The following is a 26,865-nucleotide window of genomic DNA, read 5'->3' as shown; positions in this document are numbered from 1 at the left end:
CTTTAATTTTTAAAATGAGCTGTACAACTTGATAAAAGTTCGAAATAGTATGAAAAAATTGATATTATTTCTGATGCTTTTGTTCTCTGTTTTCTCTTTTGCACAAACTACAAAAACGTTTTATACGTGTCCGATGCATCCTGAAGTTGTTTCCTCAAAACCTGGAGACTGCCCAAAATGCGGAATGACATTGGTAAAAAAAACAGTAGTAATAAAACCGAAAGTTATTGCAAAACCACAAGTTAAAACGTTACCGAAAACAGAAACAAAGCCGACAGAAATTAAAAATAAGCCTAAAGCAAAAGTTGACAATAAAGTTGAAGCTAAAAAGCTAAAAAAGGCTAAAGAAGTCACTAAGGTAAATGCTACAAAGCCTGTTCAGAATAAAACTGTAACAGAATCAAAGCCTCAACCTAAATCTCAATCTCAGGTTCAGAAATATACTTGTCCGATGCATCCGGAAGTGATCTCTGATAAACCCGGAAAATGCCCGAAGTGCGGTATGGAGCTGGTTGAGAAAGAAGATGATACTAAACCTTTGCAGTTGGAATCTCAAGGTTCTGTTTTAAAAAGAAACTCTGAAAATGGCAAGATTAGCTTTAAAGGAAAAACAGTACGCTATGATTTGTATGTAAAAGATACGATTGTCAATTTCACAGGAAAAAACCGTAGAGCCATTGCTGTTAACGGAAAACTCCAAGCTCCGACTTTGTATTTTACAGAAGGAGATACCGCCGAAATTTATCTTCACAATATGCTGAAGGAGAATACAGGCTTTCACTGGCATGGCGTGATTTTACCTAATGAACATGACGGAGTTCCGTATCTTACTACAAAACCTGTGAAACCGGGAGAAACCCATTTGTATAAATTTAAAATTTCTCAAAACGGAACCTATTGGTATCATTCCCATGAAAGTTTGCAGGAACAAATCGGAATGAACGGAATTTTGGTTTTTCAAAAAAGAGAAGGTGAACCTAAAACAGAATATACAAAGGAGATTCCTGTTTTATTAGGGGATTGGAGTGATGATGATCCTATGCAGATCGCAAGACGACTTCACATGGCCAATACGGATTGGTATGCCGTTAAGAAAAATGCGGTCCAAAGTTATTGGGAAGCCATAAAATCCGGAAACTTCGGAACAAAAGCTCTGAATGAATGGAAAAGAATGGAAGCGATGGATGTGAGTGATGTTTATTATGATAAATTTCTTATCAACGGACAACCAAGTTCTGAGTATCCTCATTTAAAAGCTGGTGATAAAGTTAGATTAAGAGTGGCTAACGGAGGTTCTTCCACCTATTTCTGGCTGAATTATGGAGGAGGAAAAATAAAAGTGGTTGGAAATGACGGGAATGATGTTGTTCCTGTGGAAGTTGACCGTCTGATTGTTGGAGTTTCTGAAACGTATGATATTGAAGTAACGATTCCTGAGAATAAAAGTTTTGAATTCCGTGCTACTTCAGAAGACCGAATTGGTCATGCTTCACTTTGGCTGGGCTCCGGAGAAAAAAACGAAGCTCCTGATTTACCGAGATTAAAGCTTTTTGAAGGTATGAAAATGATGAACGGAATGATGGAAATGAGCGGAAATATGAAGCCGATGAATATGACGATGGGCAACCAGATGATGGATATGAATGAAGTGATGTATCCTGAACTTTCAGAAACTCAAAGAAAGACGACAATGAAGCATATCAATGAAATGATGGGAATTAAAACCAAAGAAAAAGAAGGGGAAGACCATTCCAATCATTCAGGTATGAATATGTCAGAAGAAAAACCGATTAAAAGATTGTCTTATAATATCTTGAAATCTCCTGAAAAAACAATTCTTCCTACAGAAAATGTTCGCGAGCTGAAGTTTACTTTGGAAGGAAATATGAATCATTATCTGTGGACTTTAGATAATAAAACTGTTACGGAAACAGATAAAATATTGGTAAAAAAAGGAGAGATTCTGAGAATTACGATGTATAATAATTCCATGATGCGTCATCCGATGCACCTTCATGGCCATGATTTCAGATTGATTAATTCAAAAGGAGAATATTCGCCGCTTAAAAATGTAGTAGATATCATGCCGATGGAAACCAATATTATTGAATTTGCAGCCAATCAGGATGGCGACTGGTTTTTCCACTGTCATATTTTATACCATATGATGGCGGGAATGGGAAGAATTTTCAGTTATGAGAACTCAAAACCGAATCCACAGCTTCCGAATAGAAAACTGGCCTGGAAAGACTTTTTAAAAGACAACAGAATGGTAAGTTCAATGGCGATGCTGGATCTTCAGTCTAATAAACTCCATGCAGAAACGATGACGATGTTCGGACCGAGATGGGCGAACCTGAATGAGTTTCATTCTAACTGGGATTTCGATCATTTTGAAGGAAATGTAAAAGTGGGAAGATTTTTAGGAAAATTTCAATGGGCATTGCCTTATGCAGGTTTTAGAATTCAGAAAAACCATGAAATAATGGAAAGACAGATGATGGAAAAAATGGGAATGGATTTTCATGGAGAGAAAAGTTGGTTTGGACAGAAAATAGCATCTAAAAATAAAGCGAACTTTATTGTCGGGATGCAATATCTCTTACCAATGTTGGTGACTGCGGATGCAAGTGTTGACCAAAACGGAAAAGTTTTACTAGAATTGAGCAGGGAAGATATTCCGATTTCCAGAAGATGGAGAGGAAATTTCAGTTTAAATTCAGATGGAGAATTTTCGACAGGATTACGGTATATTTTACAAAAATATTTGTCTGTTTCCGGAAATTACGACAACGAAATGGGTTGGGGAGCCGGAATTACTTTAACGTATTAAAAAAAATAAAAGCTGTTTCAATGTTGAAGCAGCTTTTATTTTTAATAATTGGATGAAAGTTTTATTAAAGACTATAAAATCTGAAAAAAAATTAGATGAACTTTCAAATGATTTCATATTTTTATAGTGAATTATATGATATGAAAGTACGTTTATTTTTTGTTTTTCTTCTGTGTTTTTCCGTGATTTTTTGCTTCGGGCAAGAGAAGAAAAGCTATGAACAATATTTGGATAAAGCGAATGAACTGAAATTTAAAGATTGGGGAAAAACAGAACTTAATATACAGGAAGCCCAAAAAAAAGTTCCTGAAGAGAATTTAGGTGATTTTTATATAGAAGTAGCCAAAATTTATAGTGATGTTAATTATTTTGATCTTGCGTTAGAATATGCTTCGAAAGCAAATCATCTGTTCTTAGATAAAGATCCGGAAAAAACGGCTAAAGTAAATGGTGTTTTCGCCTATATCTATTCTCAACTCAATGATACTCAACGGGCGATTACGTATTATAAAAAACTTTTAAACTTTTACCAGGGACAAAAAAAAGAAGCAGAGACTGTTAAATCATTGAATAATCTCGGAAATGCTTATTTGGTACTTTCAAAAATGGATTCTTCAAAATATTATTTTGAAAAAGGCTTAAAGGCTTTTGATAATTATGATAATCCTGTATTAAAGGCTTTTGTTTTTTCAAATTTTGGAAAATTTAATTTCATAGATGGTAATGCTCCTAAAGCCGAAACGTATTTATTGGAAGCCAAGGAAATTTTAGAAAAAAATAATATTGAAGACAAAAAATCCAATTATCAGGTCAATTATAATCTTGCCAATTTTTATATTGAAACCAAAGATCCTGTTAAAGCATTATTATATGCTAAAAATGTGGGGAATTATTTGGCTTCCAATTCTATTAATTTTGATAATACCAACTATTTAAGAACATTATACAAGGCGTATCAGCTTAATAAAGATTATAAACTTTCTTCTGAAACGTTTAAAAAATATGATTCGATCCGCGAGTTATTGAATGTTGAGGAAAAAGCAGTCAATGTAGAAAGACTTAAAGTAAAACATGAGTATGAACTCCAGCAAAGACTCAATAAAATAGAGCAGGATCGTAAGAATACACTGTATATTGTTATGTTCATTATTCTTCTGTTGGTAGTCGCGATCTGTATTTTGTTCCTTTTTAATTTCAGAAATAAAGCCGAGAAGCTTAGACTTGAGAAAAAACTTATAGAAAACAGAGAAAGAGAACTGGAAATTGATAACCAGATGAAGGAGAAATTGCTGGTCTATAAATCTATGGAGCAGTCTAAGATTGAAGAAATCTTTAAATCTATTCTGGAGCAGATCAATGTATTAAAATCCAAGGTTAATGACAGTGAAATTGATGAAGTTTCAAGGATTGTGAATGAAATTAAGATCAATACCAAGCAAGATTCATGGGGTGATTTTGAATATCATTTCCTGAATGTTCATGAGTCGTTTTATGAAAATTTGGATGCCAAACATCCGGGATTGACCAATTATGATAAAAGACTGGCGGCAATGCTTAAACTTAAATTATCAACAAAAGAAATTTCCAATCTGCTGAATGTTACTCCTAAAACAATAGAAAATTCACGAACCCGCCTCAGAAAGAAAATGAACCTTACCAATACTAAAGAAGACCTTTCTCAGTATTTGAATGAATTGTAGTTTCATTCAATAGGCAAATTTTTACATTTCTAATTTTATCACCCTTTCAACCATTTGCTGATTCATCCTTTCAGGAACTGACCTCATGAGAAAATTTCGTAGATGAGTTCCCTTTTCCCATTGGGAGATTTGTCCTATTTTCAGACTGGTATTCACCACGTGATCGACTTTTGTCCTTCTGATTTTCTGAAACTGCTCAAAGATTAAATTGAAGTCTTTGTTTTTCTCTAATAATTTTCCAATGATATAAGCATCTTCAATGGCCTGACAAGCACCTTGTCCCAGATTGGGAGTGGTAGCATGTGCAGCATCACCGATCAGACAAAGATTTTCAGAATACCATGTCGGAATGGGAGATAAGTCTATAATGTCATTCAGAATGATATTTTCTTGTAAAGTAGAATCAATAATATCTAAGATTAATGGATGAAAGCCGTGAAAATTTTCAGATAAACTATTATAACGTTTATATATTCTTTTATTGATGACGGCATACCAATATATTTTTCTGTCAGTCATTTTAACGAACCCAAAACGCTTTCCTTTCCCCCATGCTTCAATAGCTTCCTGATGAAATTTTTCAGGCAGATCAAACTCAACCAGACCTCTCCAACACATTTGTTCAGTGTTACGAATATTTCCTGTTCCAAACATCTGATTTCTTATTTTTGAGTGAATTCCATCTGCACCGAAAACTGTTTGGCTCTCAATTTCAGTTCCGTTTTCAAAGCTTAAAAGGTAATTTTCATTCTTTTGAATTGTTTTTAGCGAATGATTCAATTCAAGATGTTCAAACCCCCATATTTTCAGCTAAAATTCTCTGTAAATCAGCTCTGTGGATCGCTACATTACAAGAATTGTACTTTTTTTCAAGCTCAAGAACGTTGGTTTTTGACAGAAGCTTTAAGTTTTCATCAGTAATAGAAATTCCATGAATTGTATTCCCTGCTTTTTCAATTTTTTCTTTTAAACTTAATGTTTCAAAAATCTGCATGGCATTGATAGCCATCATAATTCCTGAACCGACCGGTTTTATTTCCGGTGCCGATTCGTAAATCGTAAAATCAAGATGATGTTGTTTCAGAATGTTCCCGAGGGTTAAACCTCCGATTCCGGCTCCGATGATTGAAATTGAATTCATTATTTTTCTTTTAGTTGTCATTCCGACAGAAGGAGGAATCTCTTTAAACTTTTGAAATGCGAATTGAGATTCTTCACTCCGCGTTGCTGCGTTCAGAATGACAAATATACTTTTTAAATTCGTTTAAATTTCGTTACAAAAAAAAGCGGAGCCTGAAAATCAAACTCCGCCTATACATTATTTCGATAAAATTATTTACCTAAATAAGATTTCAAAATCTTACTTCTGGTATTGTGTTTCAATCTCTTGATCGCTTTTTCTTTGATCTGACGAACTCTCTCTCTTGTAAGATCGAAAGTTTCTCCGATTTCTTCTAAAGTCATCGGATGTTTTCCGTTTAATCCGAAGTATAATCTTACCAAATCAGCTTCTCTAGGAGTCAAAGTATTCAATGCTCTTTCGATCTCGATTTGTAGAGATTCAAGCATCAAATCTTTATCCGGACTTGGAGATTCTCCTGAACGTAATACATCATAAAGATTAGAATCTTCACCTTCTACTAAAGGTGCATCCATAGACAAGTGTCTTCCGGAGTTTTTCATAGATTCTTTGATATCTTCCTCGCTCATGTCAAGAACTTCGGCCAATTCTTCAGGAGAAGGTGGTCTTTCATTTTCCTGCTCAAGGTGAGCGTATGCTTTGTTGATTTTATTGATGGAACCGATTTTGTTCAAAGGTAATCTTACAATTCTCGACTGTTCAGCCAAAGCTTGTAAAATTGATTGACGAATCCACCATACCGCGTAAGAGATAAATTTGAAACCTCTTGTTTCATCATACCTTTTTGCTGCTTTCATAAGTCCTAAGTTACCTTCATTAATCAAATCGGGTAAAGAAAGACCTTGATTTTGGTACTGTTTAGATACTGAAACCACAAAACGAAGGTTGGCTTTGATTAGTTTTTCCAATGCTGCTCTGTCGCCCGCACGAATTCTTTGTGCCAATTCTACTTCTTCGTCTGCAGTGATTAGTTCTACCTTACCAATTTCCTGCAAATACTTGTCTAATGAAGCAGTTTCCCTGTTGGTAACCTGCTTAGTGATTTTTAATTGTCTCATCTATTTTTATCCTCAAAAAAGAGTTACTATATATTATACGTATGAAAAGGTAAAAAGGTTACACTTGTTTCAATTATTTTATATTTATTTAATTTGAAATTGAAAAATTAGTTGTAATTTATGCCTTTCATGACGTAGAACGGTGATTTTTTTGATTTTGTCAGTTCGGGTAGATGTTGAGAAAATTGTATTGAGACGTTTTGAATTCAATTTTATTTGGAGCTTTATCCCGCTTTCCGCACTCGCTATTTTCCGGATTTTGGCGGAGGCTTTGCCTCCGCCAAAATCCGGAAAATGAGCTCAAACAATTGCTACAATCAGGGCTAGAGTTGTAATCCTTTTAAAAAACATTCACAGAGGTTGTCATTCTGTTAAGAATCTATGCATAGAAAACCTCAGAAATAACTCAATCTTGGATGCTTTTCCTTCTGAGATCATTTGCCGCTTAAAAACAAAAAAAGCGAAACCAAAGTTCCGCTTATATTATTTTAAGTTTGACGATCAACTTAGAGACCATCAACCATCAACATTAAAAAAGGTCATTCAATAATTTCGATAATCTCAAACCTCCGTATAAAAGCTGTCTTTCCATGATATCATTAAATTTATACTGATAATCGTACGCCAATTTTGAATCATTAGGAGTTTGAGCATAGATTTTATTGGCAATCTGATGAGAATCATACAACCAGTCTTCCAGTGTTCCTGACTGAATTTTAGCCACTTCATCCTTAGATTTGATATCCAGTAATTTTGAATATTCTGTATAGCTGTATTTTTGAGAATCTACTAATTTTCCGTCCCAAACTGAGTGTAAATTTGTTTTTTCTCCAAAATAAGTAACATTTATTTTATTTCCTCCTAAATCTTCAGCTCTTCCTACGTGTAAAGGCTGTGCTAAATCTCCCATGATGTGAATCAGGAAAATTAAAGCTATTTTTCTGTCTTTTTCAGAAGTTTTTTCATCTTTTATCTGGCTAGACAATACTTTTACCTGAGTGTATAAACTTGGTCCCGCCTGAGCTTCCAGGTTTTTTTCGAACGCTTTAAGATCTGTTTGAGGATCGATGTTTACATAATGCCAAGCTGAAGCTTCTTTCCATGCACCTGTAGTATCTGATTTGATGAAATCTGGCCAGTTTGCCCAATAAGCAAGGCGCTCTTTCCCCATGATTTTTTTAATTTCTCTTCTTGCCTTTCCGGAAAGATGATTTTCTGCGATTTCTGCAATAATTCTGTGTCCCGTCAGTCCCCACGCATAAGAATAAAGCGAAGATGCCATGAAAGCTAAAATCAGAATTTTAGAATAAATACTTTTCATTGTAAATAACATTTTCAGGGTGCAAAGATACGGCTCAGTTTCCGAAGTAGGAGTACAATATATCAGAATTCTTGTGCTTGATCATGTTAATAAAATTTAATCTAAATAAGTATTTCGTGAATTTATTTCTAGTGGGTTCAAAATTGTACATAAACTTTAAACATAGAAGTTCTACACTTTGTTACCGTATTTTTACGGATAATTACATGGATTATTCTTTTTAATGGGATTAAATTAGTATTTTTAAAGTGAAATTATTTAAGAAATATTTTTTCAATAATAGGAGATATATTACCTTTACACGCCCAAAATCACAGAAAATACTATGTATGAGAATGATATTGTAGATATGCATTACAATAAGCTGCAGACAGATTTTAAAGCTGAAGCTGTGGCTGTTAATTTATTAAAATACCAGAGAGCCGTAAGTAATATTTTTATTGAACGCCTGGGAATTAATGACAGAGCTTATCTTAAAGATATAAAAGGAATTTCAAGTCATTTCTTAGGGTTTGATGAAGAAGTTTTTACCATAGAAACCTATCGGGAAGGAATTTACGATTATCTTCCTGAAGGCTTGTTTCATCCGCCATCATTGGGAACATCCAGGAAAAATGTAGAAACGGTTGTTAAAGAAATCCGAAAACAAAAAAGAGTAGAAGAGGATGCCAGAAAGTTCTTCAAACCGTTTGAGCTGGAGATTTTCTTTACTGAAATCAGTGCTTTGCTGAAAGAATCCGACTTTGATATCTCCAGTGATACAGATTCTTTACTTGATACAGTGAGTGAACTTTGGCCTTTGGTGACCATGCTTGACAAGCAGAATGCTTATATTTTCATCTATATTTTACCGTTTTTTCACCAGATCAGAGGTGATAAAAAGTGGTTTGAGAGATGCATGACCGCTTTTCTTCAAATTCCGGTAGAAGTTACTTTTGCTCCTAATATTATTGATAAAATAGAAGAGAATGATGATTCGATGCTGTTGGGAAATTCCAGATTGGGAGTTACTTACATTCCGAGTGGAAGTCATATGGACGGACAAAGAAACTGGGTGGTGAATATCGGACCGATTCCGTATTCTGAGATGAAAAAGTTTATTGACGGAAGTCCGTTCAGGAAAATCCTTCATACGATGTATGATTATTTTTTACCGGTAAGTGTAGATGTAAAAGAAAATTTCATCACGGAAAAACAGGAATATTCTTTCGCTTTGGAAGACGATGGAAGAAATGCAAATCGCCTTGGTTACTCTACATTCCTCTGAAATAATTTACTATATTTACAAACACCAATACATTATTAATTGAAAAAAGACAAATGGAAATCTCTTCAGTAAAAGGTATATTTTTAAGATATATTTTAATGCCTTTGATTGCAGTAATTATGATGATTATTTTAGGAATCATCAGAAGGAATAAGCCTGCCATCAAAATCAAAACCATCATTATTTATGTTCTTCTGTGCAGTTTGTGTATAGCTGTACCCGGTTTTTTTGGCTTTGCCGGAAATTCTTTTAATCCTTATTGGTATCTGATTGCTCAGATTGTTTATTTCGTTTTAGGGATTATTCATGTTAATCTTTTAGACAGATATTTTAAAAAGCATATTGATTCATTCTCAATGAATGTATTATTTGAATCTGTACTTTCGTTAACATGCATTTTATTCGGAGGTTACCTTTTTACATTGATCTTTGACTTGATGAGTAGAGGAACAGGGTATCCTGTAATGGCTGCGACAAGTGTTTTCATCTTCCTTGTTCCGATGGTGTTCCATTATTGTTATGTTCAGTTTATCAGCATTCCGGTTGATATTTATAAAACATGGAGGTATTCACCGGATCAAAAACTTCCTGATTTTGAAGGGGCAGATTTTGACAGATTAATGGTACTGAATGTAGAATTGAGCAAAAACCTGGAAGAATCCAACCGATTCAGGATTAAAGCTAAGACTTTACCGACAGGCGTTACTTTCGGGGATTGGTTTTATAGAGTCGTAGACGATTATAACCATAAAAATCCTGGATCTATTATTCATCTTACTGATAGTGAGAAAGAATCTTATTATTGGATTTTTTACACAAAAAAGTCATTTTTCAGCTTTAGAAAATACATCAATTTCGATCAGGATATTGCAGCAAATAGTATTTCAGAAAATGAAGTGGTTATTTGCAAAAGAGTAATTCAGCATGAAGAAGAAGGAATTACCAAAAAATCTTAACACACACACAAATTATAAAAGTATTTAATATGATACAGCCAATTAAACATTTTGCGATCAATTGGGTAGACGGAATGAAGGTCTCCCAAAGACATTTAAATGATCAGGATAACTTTTTAATTGATACCATTAGAGACTCCAATTCATTAGGAATTACCAATTATAATTACGGACTTTTACCCATTCCCAACGAGTTTACCGACAAAACTATTTTTGATGTTCATAATACGGCAACTAATGATGTTCAGCTAGTTATAAAACATTGTAGTGCTGTTACATTAGCCGGATATAGAGTAGAACTTAATGATAGGAGAGTAAGTGTGAAGTCATTGGCAAAATCAATGAACGAAGAACAGGTAGACGGAGAATATTATATTTTGATTTCGGTAAATCCTTTTGATAAGGTTCCATTTGGGGATATTGATCCTGAAGAAATTCCGCCAAGACATCCGAATACACAATCGAATTATCATATAGAATTACTTCCGGTAACGTCTCTAAATAGCAGTTATTCAGGAGGAAACTATCTAATTGTAGGGAAAGTTGATCTTAAAGGAAATATTGCTCAGGTGGATTCAAACTTTATTCCGCCATGTACTTCTATTCAGAGTCATCCTACATTAATTAACTATTACAACGGTTTTGCAAAATCAATTGGTAATTTGCAGCAATATGCTTTTAAAATTATTCAGAAAGCTTCTCATAAAAACCAGAATACAGCATTAGCACAGAATGTAAAATTTTTGTGTAATACGATGGTAACCACTTTTGCGGATATGTATTTTCAGTTTAGAAATATTACGCCTTGGCAACCACCAGTATTTTTGATTGAATCTTTTGCGAAGCTGGCTCTTAATTTATATAATTCTACACAGGTTCTGGTTCCTGCAGAATTGGAAGAAATGCTGAATTATAGCTTAGAATGGAGTGAAATTGCACCTCATACTTTATTAAACCAATTATCAATTGTAGCTGAAACCAATTATGACCACCACAATTGTGGAGAACCTTTATTGTACATTCAACAGCTATTGAGAAGTTTAGAAATTATTTTCTCCAAACTGAGTGAGCTGGATTATATTGGTCAGAGAAAAGAAAACATTATCGTCAACGAACAGGAAGTTTCTTCCAATACCAACCCGAAAAGAGGCTGGAGCGTTTTGGATTAACCATATAGAGCTCGAAAGAACAAATCCCGGTATATACATTCGGGATTTTTTGTGTAAAATTGTTTTAAAGCATTCAGTAAATATGAATATAGATATAATACGACAGGATATTAGAGGATTATCTGATGGCAAAATATTTCTCAATAATGCAGGATCTTCATTAATGCTGATGTATGTGGTAGATTCAATGCTGCATTATATACAGCAAGAAGAGCAATTTGGAGGCTATGAAGTCGCCAATAGAAATGCTGAATTGTTGGAAAATTTTTATGAAGAAACGGCAAAGCTGATTCATTGTAAACCTTCCAATATTGCTTTTGCAACAAGTGCTACAGATGCTTATACAAAGGCTTTATCCAGTATTGTTTTTAAAGAAGGCGATGTGATCATTACCACGATTGACGATTATATTTCCAACCAGATTACCTTTATTTCACTTCAGAAAAAATTAAAGGTAAAAATCATCAGAACAAAAAATCTTGCAGACCATGAACTGGATTTGGAAGATCTGGAACAATTAATTAAACAACATCATCCAAAACTGGTTGCTGTTACACATATTCCAACAAATTCGGGGTTAATCCAAAACGTTGAAGGTGTAGGAAAAATCTGTAAAAAATATGATGTTTTGTATCTGGTTGATGCTTGTCAGTCTGTCGGACAAATGTTTGTGGATGTCGAGAAAATCGGATGTGATTTTTTAACGGCAACCGGACGTAAATTCATGAGAGGACCAAGAGGAACAGGATTTTTATATGTTTCCGATAAAATGTTGGAACAAAATTATGCTCCTTTATTGTTAGATATGAGAGGAGCTCACTGGTCTGAATATGATGATTATGAATTATTTAAAACCGCAAAAAGATTCGAACATTGGGAAATTTCTTATGCGTCTTTGCTTGGGTTTACGGAAGCTGTAAAATATGCAAATAATATTGGGATGCATGCTATTGAACATTATAACAAAGGTCTATCCGAAAGACTTCGAGGGAATTTAAAAAATGAAGGTTTTCAGGTTTGGGATCAGGGAAATAATCTGAGCAGTATTATTACGTTTTGCAGTCCAAACGGAGATCTCGAAAATATTCAAAAAGTGTTGAAAGAAAATAATGTTTTCTTTTCTGTAACGTATAAGAATTCTGCCTTAATTGATTTTACCAATAAAAATATCAATGGAATTGTAAGACTGTCACCACATTATTTCAATACCGTTGAAGAAATTGAAACAGTTTCCGAAATCTTGAAAAGTAGTTTTTAGTAGGATGTTTTAACCATTAAGATCTTATTTAAGTTTAATCATTTAATAACACGAATAAGATCTTAATAGTTTTGAAAATTATTTCTTAACCAGTATTTTTTCTGTTGCTTTTCGACTCAAAACTTCCTGTTTTTTATCAACTTCTACGGTAATGGATTTATCAAAACTTTCAATTTTGATAATTTTTATTTTCTTGTTTAATAATAGATTTCTTTCGGTCAGATAATTAAGAAAAGCATCATCAGAAAGCGTTACAGAAGCAAAAGTCACAACTTCTCCAAGCTCGCAGCTGCTTAATTTTTGTAAATCCTGAGCAATAATATTCCCGTCTTTATCAGGAATCGGTTCTCCATGAGGGTCAAATTTCGGATAATCAAGAATTTCATCCATTTTATCAAAGAAAATAGTAGAGTGTACATGCTCGAGTTGTTCCGCAATTTCATGAACATTTTCCCATCCAAAGTTCATTTTTTTTACCAGAAACATTTCTGTAAGTCTGTGTTTTCTTACCACCAAAGCAGCTTCGCGACGTCCTTTTTCAGTAACGATAAGCGGTTTGTAGGTTTCATAGATCACCCAGCCTTTTTCTGCAAACTTCTTCATCATGTTGTTAACACTCGGCATTTTTACAGTTAAAAATTTGCTGAGTTCATTAATCGTTACCTTACTTTCACTATCTACCAAATGAAATAAAGCTTTCAGATAGTTTTCTTCGGTTAGTGTTGTTTTCAAAATGTTAGATGAATTTCATTACAAATCTAACAAAATATTATGAATTATTGCTGCTTGTTATTTTAAGTTTTTTTAATTTTACTCTATGAAATTTTCATTCAAAAACGATTATTCGGAGGGCTGTCATCCTACTATTTTACAGGCTCTTTTAGAGCATAATACAGATCAGCAGGCAGGTTATGGAGAAGACGGGTATTCTTTACAGGCTAAGGAATTAATTAAACAAAGAATTAAAAAAACAGACTCGGAAGTCTATCTTGTTTCTGGGGGAACTCAGGCTAATTTAATTGTAATTTCTTCCATTTTAAGACCTTATCAATGTGCAATTTCTGCATCCACGGGACATATTCTCAATAATGAAACAGGAGCAATTGAAGCAACCGGACACAAGATTTTAGGTATAGAAAAAGTGGACGGAAAACTAAGTCCGGAAGATATCATTCCGGTTCTGGAAAATCATAAAAATGTTCCGCATCAGGTCATGCCGAAGTTGGTGTATATTTCGAATTCTACAGAATTGGGTACGATTTATACTTTAAAAGAACTGGAAGAACTCTCGAAATTCTGTAAAGAAAACAATTTGTTTCTATTTATGGATGGCGCGAGAATGGGACATGGTTTAACTTCCGAAATCAGTGATCTGACGCTAGAAAAAGTAGCGGAACTTACGGATGTTTTCTATTTGGGAGGAACTAAAAACGGAGCCTTGATTGGTGAAGCTATTGTCATTAATAATCATGAACTTCAACAGGATTTTGCTTTCAATATTAAACAGAAAGGAGCATTGCTGGCAAAAGGAAGATTATTAGGAATTCAGTTCTTGGAATTGATGAAAAACGACCTTTATTTTGATTTGGCAAAACAAGCGAATCAGCAGGCCATGAAAATTAAAAATGCGATGAAAGAAAAAGGAGTACAGTTTCTTTCGGATACGTATACCAACCAGATTTTCCCGATTTTAAGCAATGAACTTATTCAAAAACTATCCGAAAAGTTTGAATTTTATGTCTGGAAAAAAATAGATGAAAATTTTTCAGCAATCAGGCTTATTACTTCCTGGAATACTCAGGATGAACCTGTAAATGAATTTATTGAAATTATCAACGCAGAACTATAAAAAAATGCAACTTAACTAAGTTGCATTTTTCGTTATTTTAAACCTTTATTTACAAGATTACAATCGGCTTTTTCCAGTTTTTGGCCATCATTATAACTGATGTTTTTCTCACTGGCATATTTTACCTGTCCGTTTTCTTCTTTATGAGCTCCAATACCTTCTACTAATGAATTATCTTTTTGAATGAAGAAAATATCTCTTGCGCTTTTTTTGCCTTCAGATTCAAATTCATAAGTTAATTTTAATGTATCTCCTGATTTATAACCTGAAATATCACCTTTATTACTGTCTTTCTCAGCGTTTTTGTAAGACATTTTTCCGGTAATGGTTCCCAAATTGTCATCAATACTGGCAAATACAGAGTCTTTTCCGGTTACTCCCATATAACAGAATGATTTTGGTCCTAAAGTATCAATTACCGCTTCTGTGGTTGCTGTAGAATCTGTTTCTGCTTTTGGAGCTGCCGTTTCTGTCTTTTTATTGCAGTTCATTAAAAAAACTGATAGTGAACTTAATAAGATCAACTTTTTCATAATCCTTTTTTGTTGGGTTAGCTAAATTTCGAAGTTGCTAAAATAATCATTTTATTATTGAATGATTGTAAAAAATTAAACCTTCAGACATCCTCTGAAACCTCTCGCTGCATAATAAGAATCCGCTCCGTTATGATAGGTAAAAACCGTATTATAACGTCGGTCACAGAAAATGGCTCCGCCTAATTCTCTGATCGCTGCAGGAGTTTGTATCCAACTTGAAGTTTTCAGATCAAATTTTCCTAATTCCTGGAGTTGGCGATATTGTTCTTCAGTGAGTAGCTCTATCCCCATTTCTGAAGCTTTGTCAATAACATTATTTTCCGGTTTATTCGCTTTTCTGGCTTCCCAGGCAGGATAATCGTAGCAAAGGCTTCGGCGCTTCGGACTTTCAGGGGAACAATCGAAGAAAAGGTATTCGTCTGTTTTTTTGTCGTAGCTCACGACGTCGGGGTCGCCTTCTGTTTCTTCCATTTCGTTTAAAGACCATATTTTTTCCGGGCTTTTCTCCAGTTTTTCCTGAATTTTATCCCAATGCATTCCTTTGTGACGGCTCATATTTTTCTCAAAACGGGTTTTCAGAACTTTTAAAAGCTCTTCGTTTTGTGTGGTGGAAAGTTTCTTTTTTTTCATATTTAATTTTGTTATGGTGATCAGGATTAATTTACAGAGAGTTTTCTATCGGCAGGTCTAAAATACCAAGAAATAATTACTAACACAAGCAATAAAATTGCCGGAAAAGTTTTGCTAAACGGATCATTAACAATAATATGCGAAATAACCGCTCCGGACATCACAAAGAAAAAACCTGCGTATGCCCATTCTTTTAGTAAAGGAAATTTGGGGATTAAAACAGTGATAACGCCCAATATTTTCCAGACTCCGATAATGATCATTAAATAAGAAGGGTAGCCGAGATTGGTGAAATTGGCTAGTTCATCTTTGTTTTTCATTAATTGAACAATGGCTGTTGAAGCCATTCCTAAAGACATCCAAAGGGTAAAGATCCAATAGATGATTTTGTTTCTTTTTTGTGATTTGTTTGGTGTTTCCATTTTTTGTTGTTTAAGTTTTTAATCATTTAAGCCTTTCCCGTCAAGAATCTCCGGAATATATTTTTCAATTCTTGAAACTCTTGTTTTGGATTGTTTGGCGGAAGAAAAATAGAGTAGGTAAGCGCGTTGTCTTCCTGGAGTTAACGATTCAAAAGCTTTTTTTAATTCGAAACTTTCATCTAGTTTTTGTTGAAATTCTTCAGGCATTTCGAATTCTTTGGTTTTCTTCATTTCGACTTTTGCCCCTGATTCTTCAATTTCAACAGCTTCAAACATATAAGCTTTGAGTGTTTTTTCTAAATTAACAATTTGTTGTAGATCTGTAAAACGGATTTGTCTTGAAGCCTGTACATTTTCAGTTTGTCGAATTAAAATATTTTCGGAATCTTTCATTAAAGCACCTTTGAAAAAGAGAAGCGCACAATATTCTTTAAAACCGTGAATTAAGAAAATATTTTTTCCTTCAAACGTATAGCAAGGACAGCCCCATTTTAAATCTTCTACCAATTTGGTGTTTAAGGCAATGGTTCTTAATTTTTCAAATTCTTCTTTCCATTGGGTGGCCTTATCGAAGAAAAAATCAACTTTTGGATTCATATGTTTTGAGTTTGAGAGGTTCGTGATGCGAAATGCGAGATGCAATGGATTGATTCTGAGAACTCGAAACTCGTATCCCGCATCTCATTATTTAAATATTTCCTGCAAACGATTATGTGCCATATTAATTCCCCGTGCAAAAGGCATTTTCAGGTGCTGGTCTCTGAAGTCTACAGATTTATAAATGGTTTGGATCGTGATTTTGCTGGTGGTATCTGTTATTTTTTCAAATTCTAAAAACTCGATCTGCACCGGAAAAGGGGTGTTTTCCATCTGGAAAGTTCTTATAATTTTCTCATTTTGAACAATATCATGAATCGTTCCATTGGCGCTGAACATGACTTCTCCCTGAGAATTTGAGGTTTCGAAACGGTAACTTCCGTGGGGTTGGTTTTCAAACTTGGTCACTTTGGTTCCCATCCATTGTTCGAAAAGCTCAGCTTCTGTATAGGCTTTGAAGAGCAATTCTACAGGAAGATCAAATTCTCTGATGATGAAGATTTCCTGTTTTCCGTCTTCAGCGTGGATTTTTGTTTTAAGTTCCATATTTTAAGATTTGGGGTTTAGTAGTTCGAGGTACGGGATTCGAGTTATAGTGTTTTGTGTGATACAGGATTCGAGTTATCAGGATTGAAGAGAAGAGTAATGGGTTTTTATCAGGTTTTGTATTTGTAAACTTAACTTACATCGCTAAAAACCCGAACCCCAAAACTCGAATCTCATATCACGCATCTCTATTCTGGTATGCTTTCATCACACTTTCTAGTTTATTGAATTTTTCATCCCACATTTTACGGAAAGGTTCAATAAAGTCTGCAATTTCTTTCATTTTTGTTGGATTTAAATGGTAAATAATTTCGCGTCCGTTTTGTTCTGACTTCAATAATTCACATTCTGTAAGGATCTGAAGATGTTTTGAAACGGTGGGTCTTGCGGTATCAAAATTTGAAGCGATCGCACCTGCAGTCATAGATTGAGCTGCAACCAGCATCAGAATTGATCTTCTGGTAGGATCAGCTATTGCCTGAAATACATCTCTTCTTAAATTCATTATGTAGTTATTTGACTACAAATATATATGTAGTTATTTAGCTACGCAAATTATTTTTGTTAAAATCAAAAAATATTTAATAAAATGTAATAAAATTGATAAATAAAAAGTTAACTTTTTATATTGTAAAAATAATTTCCTGAAAAAAGTAATAGCTCTCAAAAAGCTATTTTTGTATATAAAATGATATTATATGAAAAAATTACTACTATATTTTTTTATTTTATGGGGATCCCATCTATTTTCACAACTATACCAAGTTCCTGTATATGCTGGATCATCCTTGCAGCCTGCACAACCAGGGAGTGAAGTTGCAAAGCTACTTGATGATGATAATTCGACCCTTTATCATTCTAAATGGTCACAGAACGGTATTCCGGATGAGTTGAAGTTTTATTTTACTTCTAATGTTACCAGTATTAAGAAGCTTATTTATACTCCAAGACAATCAGGAACAAATGGAATATGGACCAATGTAAGTATTTCCTACAGTACACAGGCGGCACCCAATACTTTCATTTCGGTAAGCAATACTTTGAGTTGGACATCTAACGCCCTAGATAAAGAAGTTATTTTTCCAACAGCTATTCAGACCCCTTACATTATTAAAATTTCTGTAAATGCCGGCAGTGGTAACTACTCGAGTGGAGCAGAGATGAAATTCTTTTCTGAAGTACAACCGGTAATTCCTGACGGCACGGACTGTACCATCAATACAGCAGAATTAAATGTAAATGGTACTAACGATGTGAAGGCAACCATTATACCTTCAGGAACAACCGCATCATCTTATCAGTCAGGAGAAAATATAGATAAATCTTTTGACAATGATGTAAATACACTTTATCATTCTGCATATGGCAATACTATTTTTCCGGTGGTGCTAAATTACAGATTAGATGGTGTTACCCCTATTGATTATCTGAAATATACTCCGAGAACTAGTGGAAGCAACGGGCGGTTTGGAAGTGTAAGCATCAGCTATAATACTACGTCGAATAGTACCTTTGTGACATTGATGGCATTTGATTTTCAAAATCCTTCTTCTCCTGTGAACGTCTATTTTCCTAATCAGATTACCCCTTTAAATATAAGAATTACAATAAATAATGGTCAGGGAAACTATGCAAGTTGTGCTGAAATGGGCTTTTACACATTAGGCTCTTCAGGAACTGCCAATCCTTACACCAATATTTTTGCAAATACTCTTTATTCAGCATTACAGCCTTCGGTTACGCAAGCAGATATAGATGCTATGACGTCGCCGTTCTATAAAGGTTTGGCACAATGCCTCTTCAACGGAACATATGTAAATAAGTACAGAGTTCAGGATTATAAGGTTTATCCACCCATTGCTGTTACTACAGGTAATTTAAAAGTGGGAGGTGGCTATAGCCGTTTTGAAAACCCAACAGGTATTGTTTTTGAACAAGGAAGCAAGGTGGCCATGTTTGTTCAAAATTTACCTTCTAGTGCTAGTATTTCGTTGCAAGTGAAGGATTTTTCTACCACTATTGGTGGTACCTCTTCTTATTATGAACTTCATAATGGTTTGAATGTATTCCAGCTTACTAACAGTGGTTTAGGATATATCAGTTATTATAATCCCAATTCAGCACTACCGGATATCAAGATCAATATTGTTTCCGGCAAGGTAAATGGTCTTTATCATTATCAGACCTCTACACAAACTGACTGGCAGACAAATCTGACGAATTCAGCTTATAATATGATCGATGTTGTGGGGCAACATTCTCATTTGGTTTACAAAAAAAGCATGTTGAAAAATTATGCTCCTTTTAATCCTGTCGAACTCACTTCAAAATATGATCTTATTGTAAAAAATGAATGGCTTGTGATGGGGCTGTATAAATATAATTTAGTTCCAAAAAACCGTATGTTCAGCTATAGTAATAATGGCGGAGGTTGGTATGCGGGAGGGCTAGGTATAAATATGGATTCCGACTGGGGCGAGGAATCTCTAGCCGATGTCAATCAGTTGTCTTTATGGGGAATTGCTCATGAATTCGGGCATATCAATCAGATAAGACCGGATCTTAAATGGATTGGTACTACAGAAGTTACTAATAATATATATAGTACATGGGTAGATTATCATATGAATGTACAAAATGATGGCATGTCACGTCTAGAAAGAGAATCTGTGGAGCCTACAACAGGAATGACTAGTTTAACGGGAGGAAGAATAAACGGCGCAATTTTGAATACTGCCATAAACCAGGAAGCCTTACAAGGGAATACAAATATAGATGTGTTTAAAGTGCTGGTACCTTTTTGGCAACTTGAATTGTATTATCAACTGGCCGGAGCTTCACGAAATGCACCAATTCTTTCCTTTAATTATCCAACTACTTATACAGGGATAGATTATGCACACTGGTTTGGAATGGTTGCCAATATTGCAAGAAGTTACAATGCTTCAGGTGTTTCCAATGGTGAATTGCTTCTGAATTTTGTGAAAAATACCTGTGCAGTAGTTCAGGAAGATTTAACCGGTTTCTTCATAAAAACAGGATTTTTAAAACCAATCGACAGAGCCATTGATGACTATGGCATCGGACAACTTACCATTACCCAGGCTCAGATAGATGCTACTATTGCTTATATACAGGCTCAAAACTATCAGACACCTGTTTCACCGGTGATGCATTATATTTCATCGCGAAGTATTGCAGCTTTCCGTGATCATCTTCCGCTTAGCGGGCAGACAGGACAAGGAGTTACTTTAAGCAATAATTACCTTACCGTGCAGCATAGTGTTTGGCAAAATGCAGTAGCTTATGAAACATTTAATGCCAGCAATGAACTTATTTATGTATCTGTCATAGGCACAGGAGATACCACTAATCAGACTACAAAAGTTTATTATCCATCTAATGCGGTAGCTGTATATGCAGTAGGTTATAATGGACAGAAAATTTTAGTTTATCCTGCTTCAGCGCTTTCCATAGCTGAATTGGAAAGTAACAATTCTGAATTTGTTGTTTATCCTAATCCTGTGGGGCAGAATGACTCAATTCATATTAGATTAAAAAATACATCAGGAAATTACAATGTAAGTATTTTTGGAACAGATGGAAAAATAATTTTCAATTCAAACGGAAATCTTGAAGTTATTGAAAAGAAAATAAATACAGAAATTCTTAAGTGGCCTCAAGGAATTTATTTTCTTTCTTTAAAAGATACAAAAGGGAATGTCTTTAGAACCGTTAAGATTATCAAAAAATAATTTTAAACATTTAATAATAGGTTTACAAAATAAATTTTAAAGTTCATTTTGTAAACCTATTACTTTTAAAAGCATTTGAAATCATTATGCAAATAATGAATAAATAGGGATAAAATATGAAGATAGATCACCTCTAGTTATAAGAAAATAAAATCCTATAATTTATATTATGTTAAATTATTCATGGTGGCATATTTGTTCATATTAATTAAAAGCTTAGTATTTAATTAATTACTATATTTATGTTAATGAATTAATTGTATGTTTATTAGAACTTTTAATAAAGTTTCATATAAAAGATTACCACTATTAATAAAAGATGATGGTACACCCTTGTTACATACTTTTATTTTCTGTATTACTTCAAAATTCATAAGACTTAGATATAATACTCAATATTCCTATTTAATAACAATTCGAGAATTATACAATGCTTTTAAAATATTGGATTATAATCTTGATAATATCTTATTAAATGGAGATTTTAGAATATTTTTCAGTGAATTTGGTAGATCTGCTCAGTTATTTATTTTTAAAAATGAGATTAAAATTCAAAACCAAATAACAAAGCTTGACTGCATTAAAAACTATATAAAATGGTCTATTGATAGACATTTGAATAGAAACGCTAATCCAATTGATGTTGATTATATTAAGTCTGTGAACTTGGATGATTTTTTTAATACATTTATTTTAAGAAGAAATAATACTGGATTACAATTTAAAAGTTTGACATCTTCACAATTGAAATCTTTACATGAAATTATTCAAGTAAATTCTGATTTAAATCCATTTACAGTTTTCTTGCAGAATCGTAATTACTTAATATTAAGAATTTTGCTTGACACTGGGATTAGGATCGGTGAACTTCTTAATTTAACAACATTAGATATTAAGATCATTGCTGATGTCCCCTATTTAGTTATTGGTCGACATGAATATATGGCAACAGATAAACGAACTAGAAGACCAAGTATTAAGACAGACCAATCTAATCGTTTAGTAGCTATTTCTAAAAATTTATATGAAAACTTATTATTATATATTAAGAAAGACCGTAGGAATAATTCAAAAATCAGTCATCCATATATTTTTACAGCAAAAAACAATGATCCTATTTCAATAAATGCTATTTATGATATATTTAATAAAATAAATAATGTAGGTATACTTTCCTCTCCCACTTGGGAAAAAATTACTCCACACATTCTAAGGCATACTTTTGCGTATGATTTTTTAAAGTACTTAATAGAAGTACATAATTATGATATGGAGAGAGCAAAAGATGAACTTAGGAAAATTTGCGGTTGGAAAAATAATTCCTCACTTCCTTTGCATTATACGGGAAAATATATTTGGGAATTATCTAATGGGCATAATATCAAAAGAATTTCTCAATATTATGAATAAAAGAAATTTTAAAAATAAGAAACTAGTCCCAAATATAGTATCAAATGATAGCAAACACTATTTTCTGGGTGTTGATATGATCTACGGTAAGGATCCAACAGGTTTAGATATGATACTTAATATTGACATTGATAATTGGAAATTTAATGTTAATGGAGAAGTAGCTTATATACATTGGGATAATTATAAAAATATAAGTGTTGAACTTAAAGAGTTATTAAAAGGTTTTTTCTATGGTCAATTTAGAAATCTTTCACCAACAACAATAAAAAATTCATATATCCCCTTCCTACGTCAATTAAATAATTATAATGAATTTAAATTCTTCCCATGGAGTTTAGCCGGAATCCTTAATTTTTTTAATATTATAATGGTAAAATATCCCAATAGTTATTATTGTTTAAAATCATTTTATAAATGGGGGTATAATCAAAAATTTGAAGGTTTTGAAAAAAATATACTCTCTGAAATAAATGATATTAAAATGCCCAAAAAAAATCAGTATAGTAAGATTTTTTTACGTCAAACTTATTTGGAAGAGAAAAAGTGTTTAAAGCTTGTAAATTATTTTAACAGTAATAAACAATATAGTTTATTAAAAATCAATGATCTTCAAAATTTAGTATTATTACAATTGTGCTTTGAATTGGCACCTAGACCATCACAAATTTATCTGCTAAATCATATAGATTTTAAAAGAATCAATGGTGGAAATCATTCTTATTCATCATTGATTCTCTCAATGTCAAAAAAAAGACTTCTGAGTGAAAAAGAGGTAAGAAATAGACAGATAAGCGAAAATTTGGCAAATAAAATTGAAAGACTAATTTATCTGCAAAAAGAGTTTTTTCCTAATAATGTTGCTTTATTTATAGATAAAAGAGGTAAGAGGTTATCAGCAACAAAATTAATTATAATTATTTCTAAGCAGTTAAAGATCCATGGAGATTTTGATATTGATGAATCAACAATACAATTAAGGCATAATCTTGCACAGTCATTAGCAGATCAAGGTGCATCGGCCGAAATTATAGCCGATATAATGGGACATAATTCTACTGTTCCTGCTCGAGCATATATTGCTGCTACACCTAAAATTGCCGAAATAAAAACGAGAGCCTTGGGAAAAAATAATAATTATATTGATATAATGAAAATGTTCACCACGGGGAAGATTATCAATAAATCTGATATTGAAAAAGAAAAATGGGTCAAAGGCATTGCTGGTATGCAATATATTGGTGAAATAGGTGGATGTACATTGGATAAGATTTGCCCCAAAAATCCAGTTTATTCTTGTTATACATGTGATAAATTTAATCCTTTTAAAGATGGTGAACATAAGAAAGTATTAAAAGGATTACAAGAAAATATCCAAAAATTTATTGATATAGGAACTAGTTCTGGGGATGTAAAATATAACCGTACAATTGGGCAGCTTGAAGACACAATTATTGCTGTCAAAAAGATTATTAACTACATAAAAGATTATGAATAATATAAATGTATGTTATGAAAACTTAGTAAATTTTGTAGAGAAAGAAAAAGTATTCTTTAATAGTCTCCCAATTAGTGATAGTTGGGATGCTATGCAATGGAATACCAAAGAATGGCTGTTTCACAGAGGAAGTGATCATCACATTAATTTTAATCTTTATAAGTTTAAAACCAGAGTTTTAGATTCTCAAATGCCGAAAGAATTTGGTGATTTTACAAAAGCTTTGGCAATCTATCTATATAGATCAAAAAAAGTCGGATTTATGGCAATAAGAAACTATGTGATTGCATGTAGACAATTATCTGTTGTTTTGAAGAATAGAAATGAGGTTTCCCCTGTACAGCTAACAAAATGGCATTTCGATCAAGTTATTGATGATTTAAAGGAAAATAAATTTAAAAAAATATATGAAGCAGCGGCTAATTTGAAAGTAGTAGCTGACTTATTAGACAAATTAGATATAACTCCCCTAGCAATAAATTATATTAATTGTGAGAAAAATAATCATTATTATCATGATTATAAAAGTTTATCAGAATTAAACTCTGAAGATGATAGAATAGGTAAAGAAAAACTTCCTTCTTATGAAGCAATGGTTGCTTATGCAATTTGTACTAATAAACCAATTAATAATGATGAAAAAATTCTTCTTAGAACAATTGACCTTCTAATTGCAATGGGACAAAGAGCAAATGAGGTAACATATATTCCATATGATTGTTGGGTTGAAATAGAAAAAAAAGATGAGAATGGGAAAATAATATTAGATGCTAAAAAGAAACCAATTAAAGATGTAGGCATAAGATATTATGCTGAGAAGAAATTTGAATCACGAGTTCACTGGCTTGCAGAGCAGGATGTCCAATTTGCATATCGAGCAGTCAATGATTTAAAAGTGCTTACAGAAGAAGTACGAAAAGTTGCAAAGTTTCAAGAGCAATATAATCGAATGTGGAAATATGACAAGGATGAAATTATTTCAGATGTTAGATTGTTGCAATATTTAGGATTTCAAAATACGTATAATCTTAGTTTATACTTAAAAAGGAATAATATTCCAATACATTCTATTGATAAAAAGATTAAGCACCCCATTAATAATTCTGGAAAAAGAATATGCCAGCATTATTATTTAGCAGGTGATATTGAAAATTTATTTTTCAAAAAATATGAAAGCAACATCATATTGAAAGATAACAATAAAGTAATTCTTAGAGTTGGAGATTTACTTTCTATAAAATTTGAAGGTGCATTTAGGTTTAAGAGAAAAGCAAACACATTTCGAGTTGTTCCTTGTAAGTTGACATTAGAAGACATAAATGCAGCATTAGGGAGTGGTTCTAAAACAGAATCAATTTTTGAAAGACGTGGTTTAAAAGAAGCAGATGGGAGTAAAATAAAAATTACAAGCCACCAGCCAAGACATTGGAGAAATACTTTGTATGAATTAGCAGGAATGTCAAATATTAACCAAGCTTTGGCATTAGGAAGGCAGTTAATTGATCAAAATACAGTATATAAACATTTAACAGTTAAAGAGACAACACAAGTACATAAAGACTTTATTACGTTCAATTCAGTTGCAGAGAAAATTAATTTTCTCCGTACAGGTATTAGAGATAAAACAATTATTGGAGATTTAACAGATACTTATCATAAACTAAAACAAAGTCAAGGTTTGGTAATAGCTGAGGAATTTATTAGTACCCATACAAATGCATTACATATTACTCCTTTTGGTGCATGCTCTAATGATTTTAGCCTAAGTCCATGTCCAAAACATTTGCAGTGTTGGAATGGTTGTACTAATCTAAATTTGACCGGATCTAAGCATGAAATTGATAATCTAAATAAGCTAATTGATAGTACTGAAAAAGCTTTAAAGCAAATGAAAAATCAAGGTGAAGGAGACTTTGGATCTGATATCTGGATTTTAGATATCGAAAAAAAATTGTCAAATATGAAATTTGTTCAGCAGTTAGCAACTAAGGGTGTAAAGCATCAATTATTTCCTAATGGAATTGATTTTTCGAGTACGAATAAAAAAACGGATTTAATTAATGGAAAAAAATAAGAAGTTAAGAGGAGAAGAAATTGATATTCATCTTAAGAAAATTTTAAATGAAATGCTAAATGATGGATTTGCTCTCTCTCCTATTTCACGCTCAGTTATTTTAAAAAAACTTGGACTAAAAAGTCGTAGTACATTGTTGTTAAATAATAGAGCTGAATTAATTGATAATGCCAGAATAGCTCAGCTGAAAAATATAGGGTTAGATTCTACTGGTAAAAGAAAAAGGAAAAATTTACAGGAACAGCTTGATTATTATAAGGAAAAACTTGAAGAATCTGAAAAAGAGAAAGAAGTTTTAATTCTAAAAATGGCTGCAATAATTTATAACCTAAATGCCAAGGGGTTAGATGTTGAAGAGATAATGATACCATTGAGAATTTAATATGATTGTCTCTCCTATTCAATTTATATAAACCGAAATCTTTTTATATCTTTGTTTTTAAGAAATTAATATCAAGCGTAAGCTATCGTATTGGTGTAAGAAAACCGCTAATTTTCATAACAATCCAAATTCGATAGACTTACGCCCGTGCCTTATATCGGCGTGGGCTAAGTCTTTCTGGATTGTGGGTTCTTAGCGGTACCTCTTACACAGACTGTGCTTAGTGCCACGCTTTTTATTTAATTTATTATTTATTTAATATTAAATAAATTTACTATGGATGTACCCCAGTTTTTAGATTATGAAAAAAAGTTATACCAAGGCATAATTGAACGAATTGATATTTTAATAAACTTGTATAACTATGAAAATAGTTTACAAAATGATCATCATCTTTTTCCTCAGAACAATTATCTAGATCAGATACTTTTTATAATAAACAAGGAGAATAGATTTCTTCATA

General features: G+C 32.9%; 23 protein-coding genes. 12 read left to right on the top strand and 11 right to left on the bottom strand.

The features are described from left to right. Window positions 1-49: 49 nt before the first annotated feature. Window positions 50-2,833 carry a multicopper oxidase domain-containing protein gene (locus tag LV842_RS01770; protein WP_233109743.1) on the top strand — a complete coding sequence of 928 codons (2,784 nt, stop codon included), beginning with the start codon at window positions 50-52 and terminating at the stop codon, window positions 2,831-2,833. A 140-nt stretch (window positions 2,834-2,973) separates the two neighbouring features. After that, on the top strand, window positions 2,974-4,533 hold the full coding sequence (locus LV842_RS01765) for a tetratricopeptide repeat protein (protein ID WP_233109742.1): 1,560 nt from the start codon (window positions 2,974-2,976) through the stop codon (window positions 4,531-4,533). Between the two features lie 21 nt (window positions 4,534-4,554). Here the strand turns inward: LV842_RS01765 and LV842_RS01760 are convergent, their stop codons facing one another. The 4 genes from LV842_RS01760 to LV842_RS01750 all read right to left on the bottom strand — a co-directional run bounded on the left by LV842_RS01760 (window position 4,555) and on the right by LV842_RS01750 (window position 8,053). After that, entirely contained in the window at window positions 4,555-5,313 is a 759-nt protein-coding gene (locus LV842_RS01760; RefSeq protein ID WP_262909359.1) for an FAD-dependent monooxygenase, read from the bottom strand. A 10-nt stretch (window positions 5,314-5,323) separates the two neighbouring features. Then, window positions 5,324-5,674, bottom strand: coding sequence for an FAD-dependent monooxygenase (locus tag LV842_RS16075; protein ID WP_262909358.1), 351 nt, complete (start codon window positions 5,672-5,674; stop codon window positions 5,324-5,326). 191 nt (window positions 5,675-5,865) lie between these two features. Next, the gene (locus LV842_RS01755) at window positions 5,866-6,732 is read right to left on the bottom strand and encodes a sigma-70 family RNA polymerase sigma factor (RefSeq protein WP_002979276.1); all 867 of its coding nucleotides are present in this window, start codon (window positions 6,730-6,732) and stop codon (window positions 5,866-5,868) included. A 529-nt stretch (window positions 6,733-7,261) separates the two neighbouring features. Then, the gene (locus LV842_RS01750) at window positions 7,262-8,053 is read right to left on the bottom strand and encodes a S1/P1 nuclease (protein WP_233109741.1); all 792 of its coding nucleotides are present in this window, start codon (window positions 8,051-8,053) and stop codon (window positions 7,262-7,264) included. A gap of 325 nt (window positions 8,054-8,378) precedes the next feature. Between LV842_RS01750 and LV842_RS01745 the strand changes: the two genes are divergently transcribed. The 4 genes from LV842_RS01745 to LV842_RS01730 all read left to right on the top strand — a co-directional run bounded on the left by LV842_RS01745 (window position 8,379) and on the right by LV842_RS01730 (window position 12,703). After that, entirely contained in the window at window positions 8,379-9,320 is a 942-nt protein-coding gene (locus tag LV842_RS01745) for a type VI secretion system baseplate subunit TssG (protein WP_233109740.1), read from the top strand. A gap of 53 nt (window positions 9,321-9,373) precedes the next feature. Continuing rightward, window positions 9,374-10,276: a TssN family type VI secretion system protein gene (locus tag LV842_RS01740; protein ID WP_233109739.1), complete on the top strand. Its 903-nt coding sequence runs from the start codon at window positions 9,374-9,376 to the stop codon at window positions 10,274-10,276. Between the two features lie 29 nt (window positions 10,277-10,305). Continuing rightward, window positions 10,306-11,445 (top strand): hypothetical protein, encoded by a 1,140-nt coding sequence (locus LV842_RS01735; RefSeq protein WP_233109738.1) that lies wholly within the window; start codon window positions 10,306-10,308, stop codon window positions 11,443-11,445. Window positions 11,446-11,527: 82 nt separating this feature from the next. After that, window positions 11,528-12,703 (top strand): aminotransferase class V-fold PLP-dependent enzyme, encoded by a 1,176-nt coding sequence (locus LV842_RS01730; protein WP_233109737.1) that lies wholly within the window; start codon window positions 11,528-11,530, stop codon window positions 12,701-12,703. Window positions 12,704-12,781: 78 nt separating this feature from the next. Here LV842_RS01730 and LV842_RS01725 read toward each other — a convergent pair whose 3' ends face one another. Further along, entirely contained in the window at window positions 12,782-13,435 is a 654-nt protein-coding gene (locus tag LV842_RS01725) for a metal-dependent transcriptional regulator (protein WP_233109736.1), read from the bottom strand. An 85-nt stretch (window positions 13,436-13,520) separates the two neighbouring features. Here LV842_RS01725 and LV842_RS01720 point away from each other — a divergent pair, with 85 nt between their 5' ends. Beyond that, on the top strand, window positions 13,521-14,552 hold the full coding sequence (locus LV842_RS01720) for a threonine aldolase family protein (RefSeq protein WP_233109735.1): 1,032 nt from the start codon (window positions 13,521-13,523) through the stop codon (window positions 14,550-14,552). A gap of 32 nt (window positions 14,553-14,584) precedes the next feature. Here LV842_RS01720 and LV842_RS01715 read toward each other — a convergent pair whose 3' ends face one another. The 6 genes from LV842_RS01715 to LV842_RS01690 all read right to left on the bottom strand — a co-directional run bounded on the left by LV842_RS01715 (window position 14,585) and on the right by LV842_RS01690 (window position 17,788). After that, window positions 14,585-15,085, bottom strand: a complete 501-nt coding sequence (locus tag LV842_RS01715; protein ID WP_233109734.1) for a hypothetical protein — start codon at window positions 15,083-15,085, stop codon at window positions 14,585-14,587. Window positions 15,086-15,160: 75 nt separating this feature from the next. Then, window positions 15,161-15,718, bottom strand: a complete 558-nt coding sequence (locus LV842_RS01710) for a DUF4256 domain-containing protein (protein WP_233109733.1) — start codon at window positions 15,716-15,718, stop codon at window positions 15,161-15,163. A gap of 26 nt (window positions 15,719-15,744) precedes the next feature. Further along, entirely contained in the window at window positions 15,745-16,140 is a 396-nt protein-coding gene (locus LV842_RS01705) for a DoxX family protein (protein WP_233109732.1), read from the bottom strand. Window positions 16,141-16,158: 18 nt separating this feature from the next. After that, window positions 16,159-16,737, bottom strand: a complete 579-nt coding sequence (locus LV842_RS01700) for a YdeI/OmpD-associated family protein (protein ID WP_233109731.1) — start codon at window positions 16,735-16,737, stop codon at window positions 16,159-16,161. Window positions 16,738-16,824: 87 nt separating this feature from the next. Continuing rightward, window positions 16,825-17,283, bottom strand: a complete 459-nt coding sequence (locus LV842_RS01695; protein ID WP_233109730.1) for an SRPBCC family protein — start codon at window positions 17,281-17,283, stop codon at window positions 16,825-16,827. A 178-nt stretch (window positions 17,284-17,461) separates the two neighbouring features. Further along, window positions 17,462-17,788 carry an ArsR/SmtB family transcription factor gene (locus LV842_RS01690; RefSeq protein ID WP_233109729.1) on the bottom strand — a complete coding sequence of 109 codons (327 nt, stop codon included), beginning with the start codon at window positions 17,786-17,788 and terminating at the stop codon, window positions 17,462-17,464. 193 nt (window positions 17,789-17,981) lie between these two features. Here LV842_RS01690 and LV842_RS01685 point away from each other — a divergent pair, with 193 nt between their 5' ends. The 5 genes from LV842_RS01685 to LV842_RS01665 all read left to right on the top strand — a co-directional run bounded on the left by LV842_RS01685 (window position 17,982) and on the right by LV842_RS01665 (window position 26,402). Continuing rightward, window positions 17,982-21,038 (top strand): M60 family metallopeptidase, encoded by a 3,057-nt coding sequence (locus LV842_RS01685; protein ID WP_233109728.1) that lies wholly within the window; start codon window positions 17,982-17,984, stop codon window positions 21,036-21,038. A 261-nt stretch (window positions 21,039-21,299) separates the two neighbouring features. After that, the gene (locus tag LV842_RS01680; RefSeq protein ID WP_233109727.1) at window positions 21,300-22,448 is read left to right on the top strand and encodes a site-specific integrase; all 1,149 of its coding nucleotides are present in this window, start codon (window positions 21,300-21,302) and stop codon (window positions 22,446-22,448) included. Next, window positions 22,408-23,946, top strand: a complete 1,539-nt coding sequence (locus LV842_RS01675; RefSeq protein ID WP_317207291.1) for a tyrosine-type recombinase/integrase — start codon at window positions 22,408-22,410, stop codon at window positions 23,944-23,946. Before LV842_RS01680 ends, LV842_RS01675 begins: the two co-directional genes overlap by 41 nt. After that, window positions 23,939-26,020, top strand: a complete 2,082-nt coding sequence (locus LV842_RS01670; protein ID WP_233109726.1) for a hypothetical protein — start codon at window positions 23,939-23,941, stop codon at window positions 26,018-26,020. The genes LV842_RS01675 and LV842_RS01670 overlap by 8 nt, the downstream gene beginning before the upstream one ends. Further along, the gene (locus LV842_RS01665) at window positions 26,007-26,402 is read left to right on the top strand and encodes a hypothetical protein (RefSeq protein WP_233109725.1); all 396 of its coding nucleotides are present in this window, start codon (window positions 26,007-26,009) and stop codon (window positions 26,400-26,402) included. Before LV842_RS01670 ends, LV842_RS01665 begins: the two co-directional genes overlap by 14 nt. The last annotated feature ends 463 nt before the right edge of the window (window positions 26,403-26,865 follow it).

The sequence above is a fragment of the Chryseobacterium gwangjuense genome, assembly GCF_021311115.1.
Taxonomy (GTDB): domain Bacteria; phylum Bacteroidota; class Bacteroidia; order Flavobacteriales; family Weeksellaceae; genus Chryseobacterium; species Chryseobacterium gwangjuense.
Note: the sequence above shows the minus strand (reverse complement) of the source record. Positions and strands in the feature narration are given on the sequence as shown.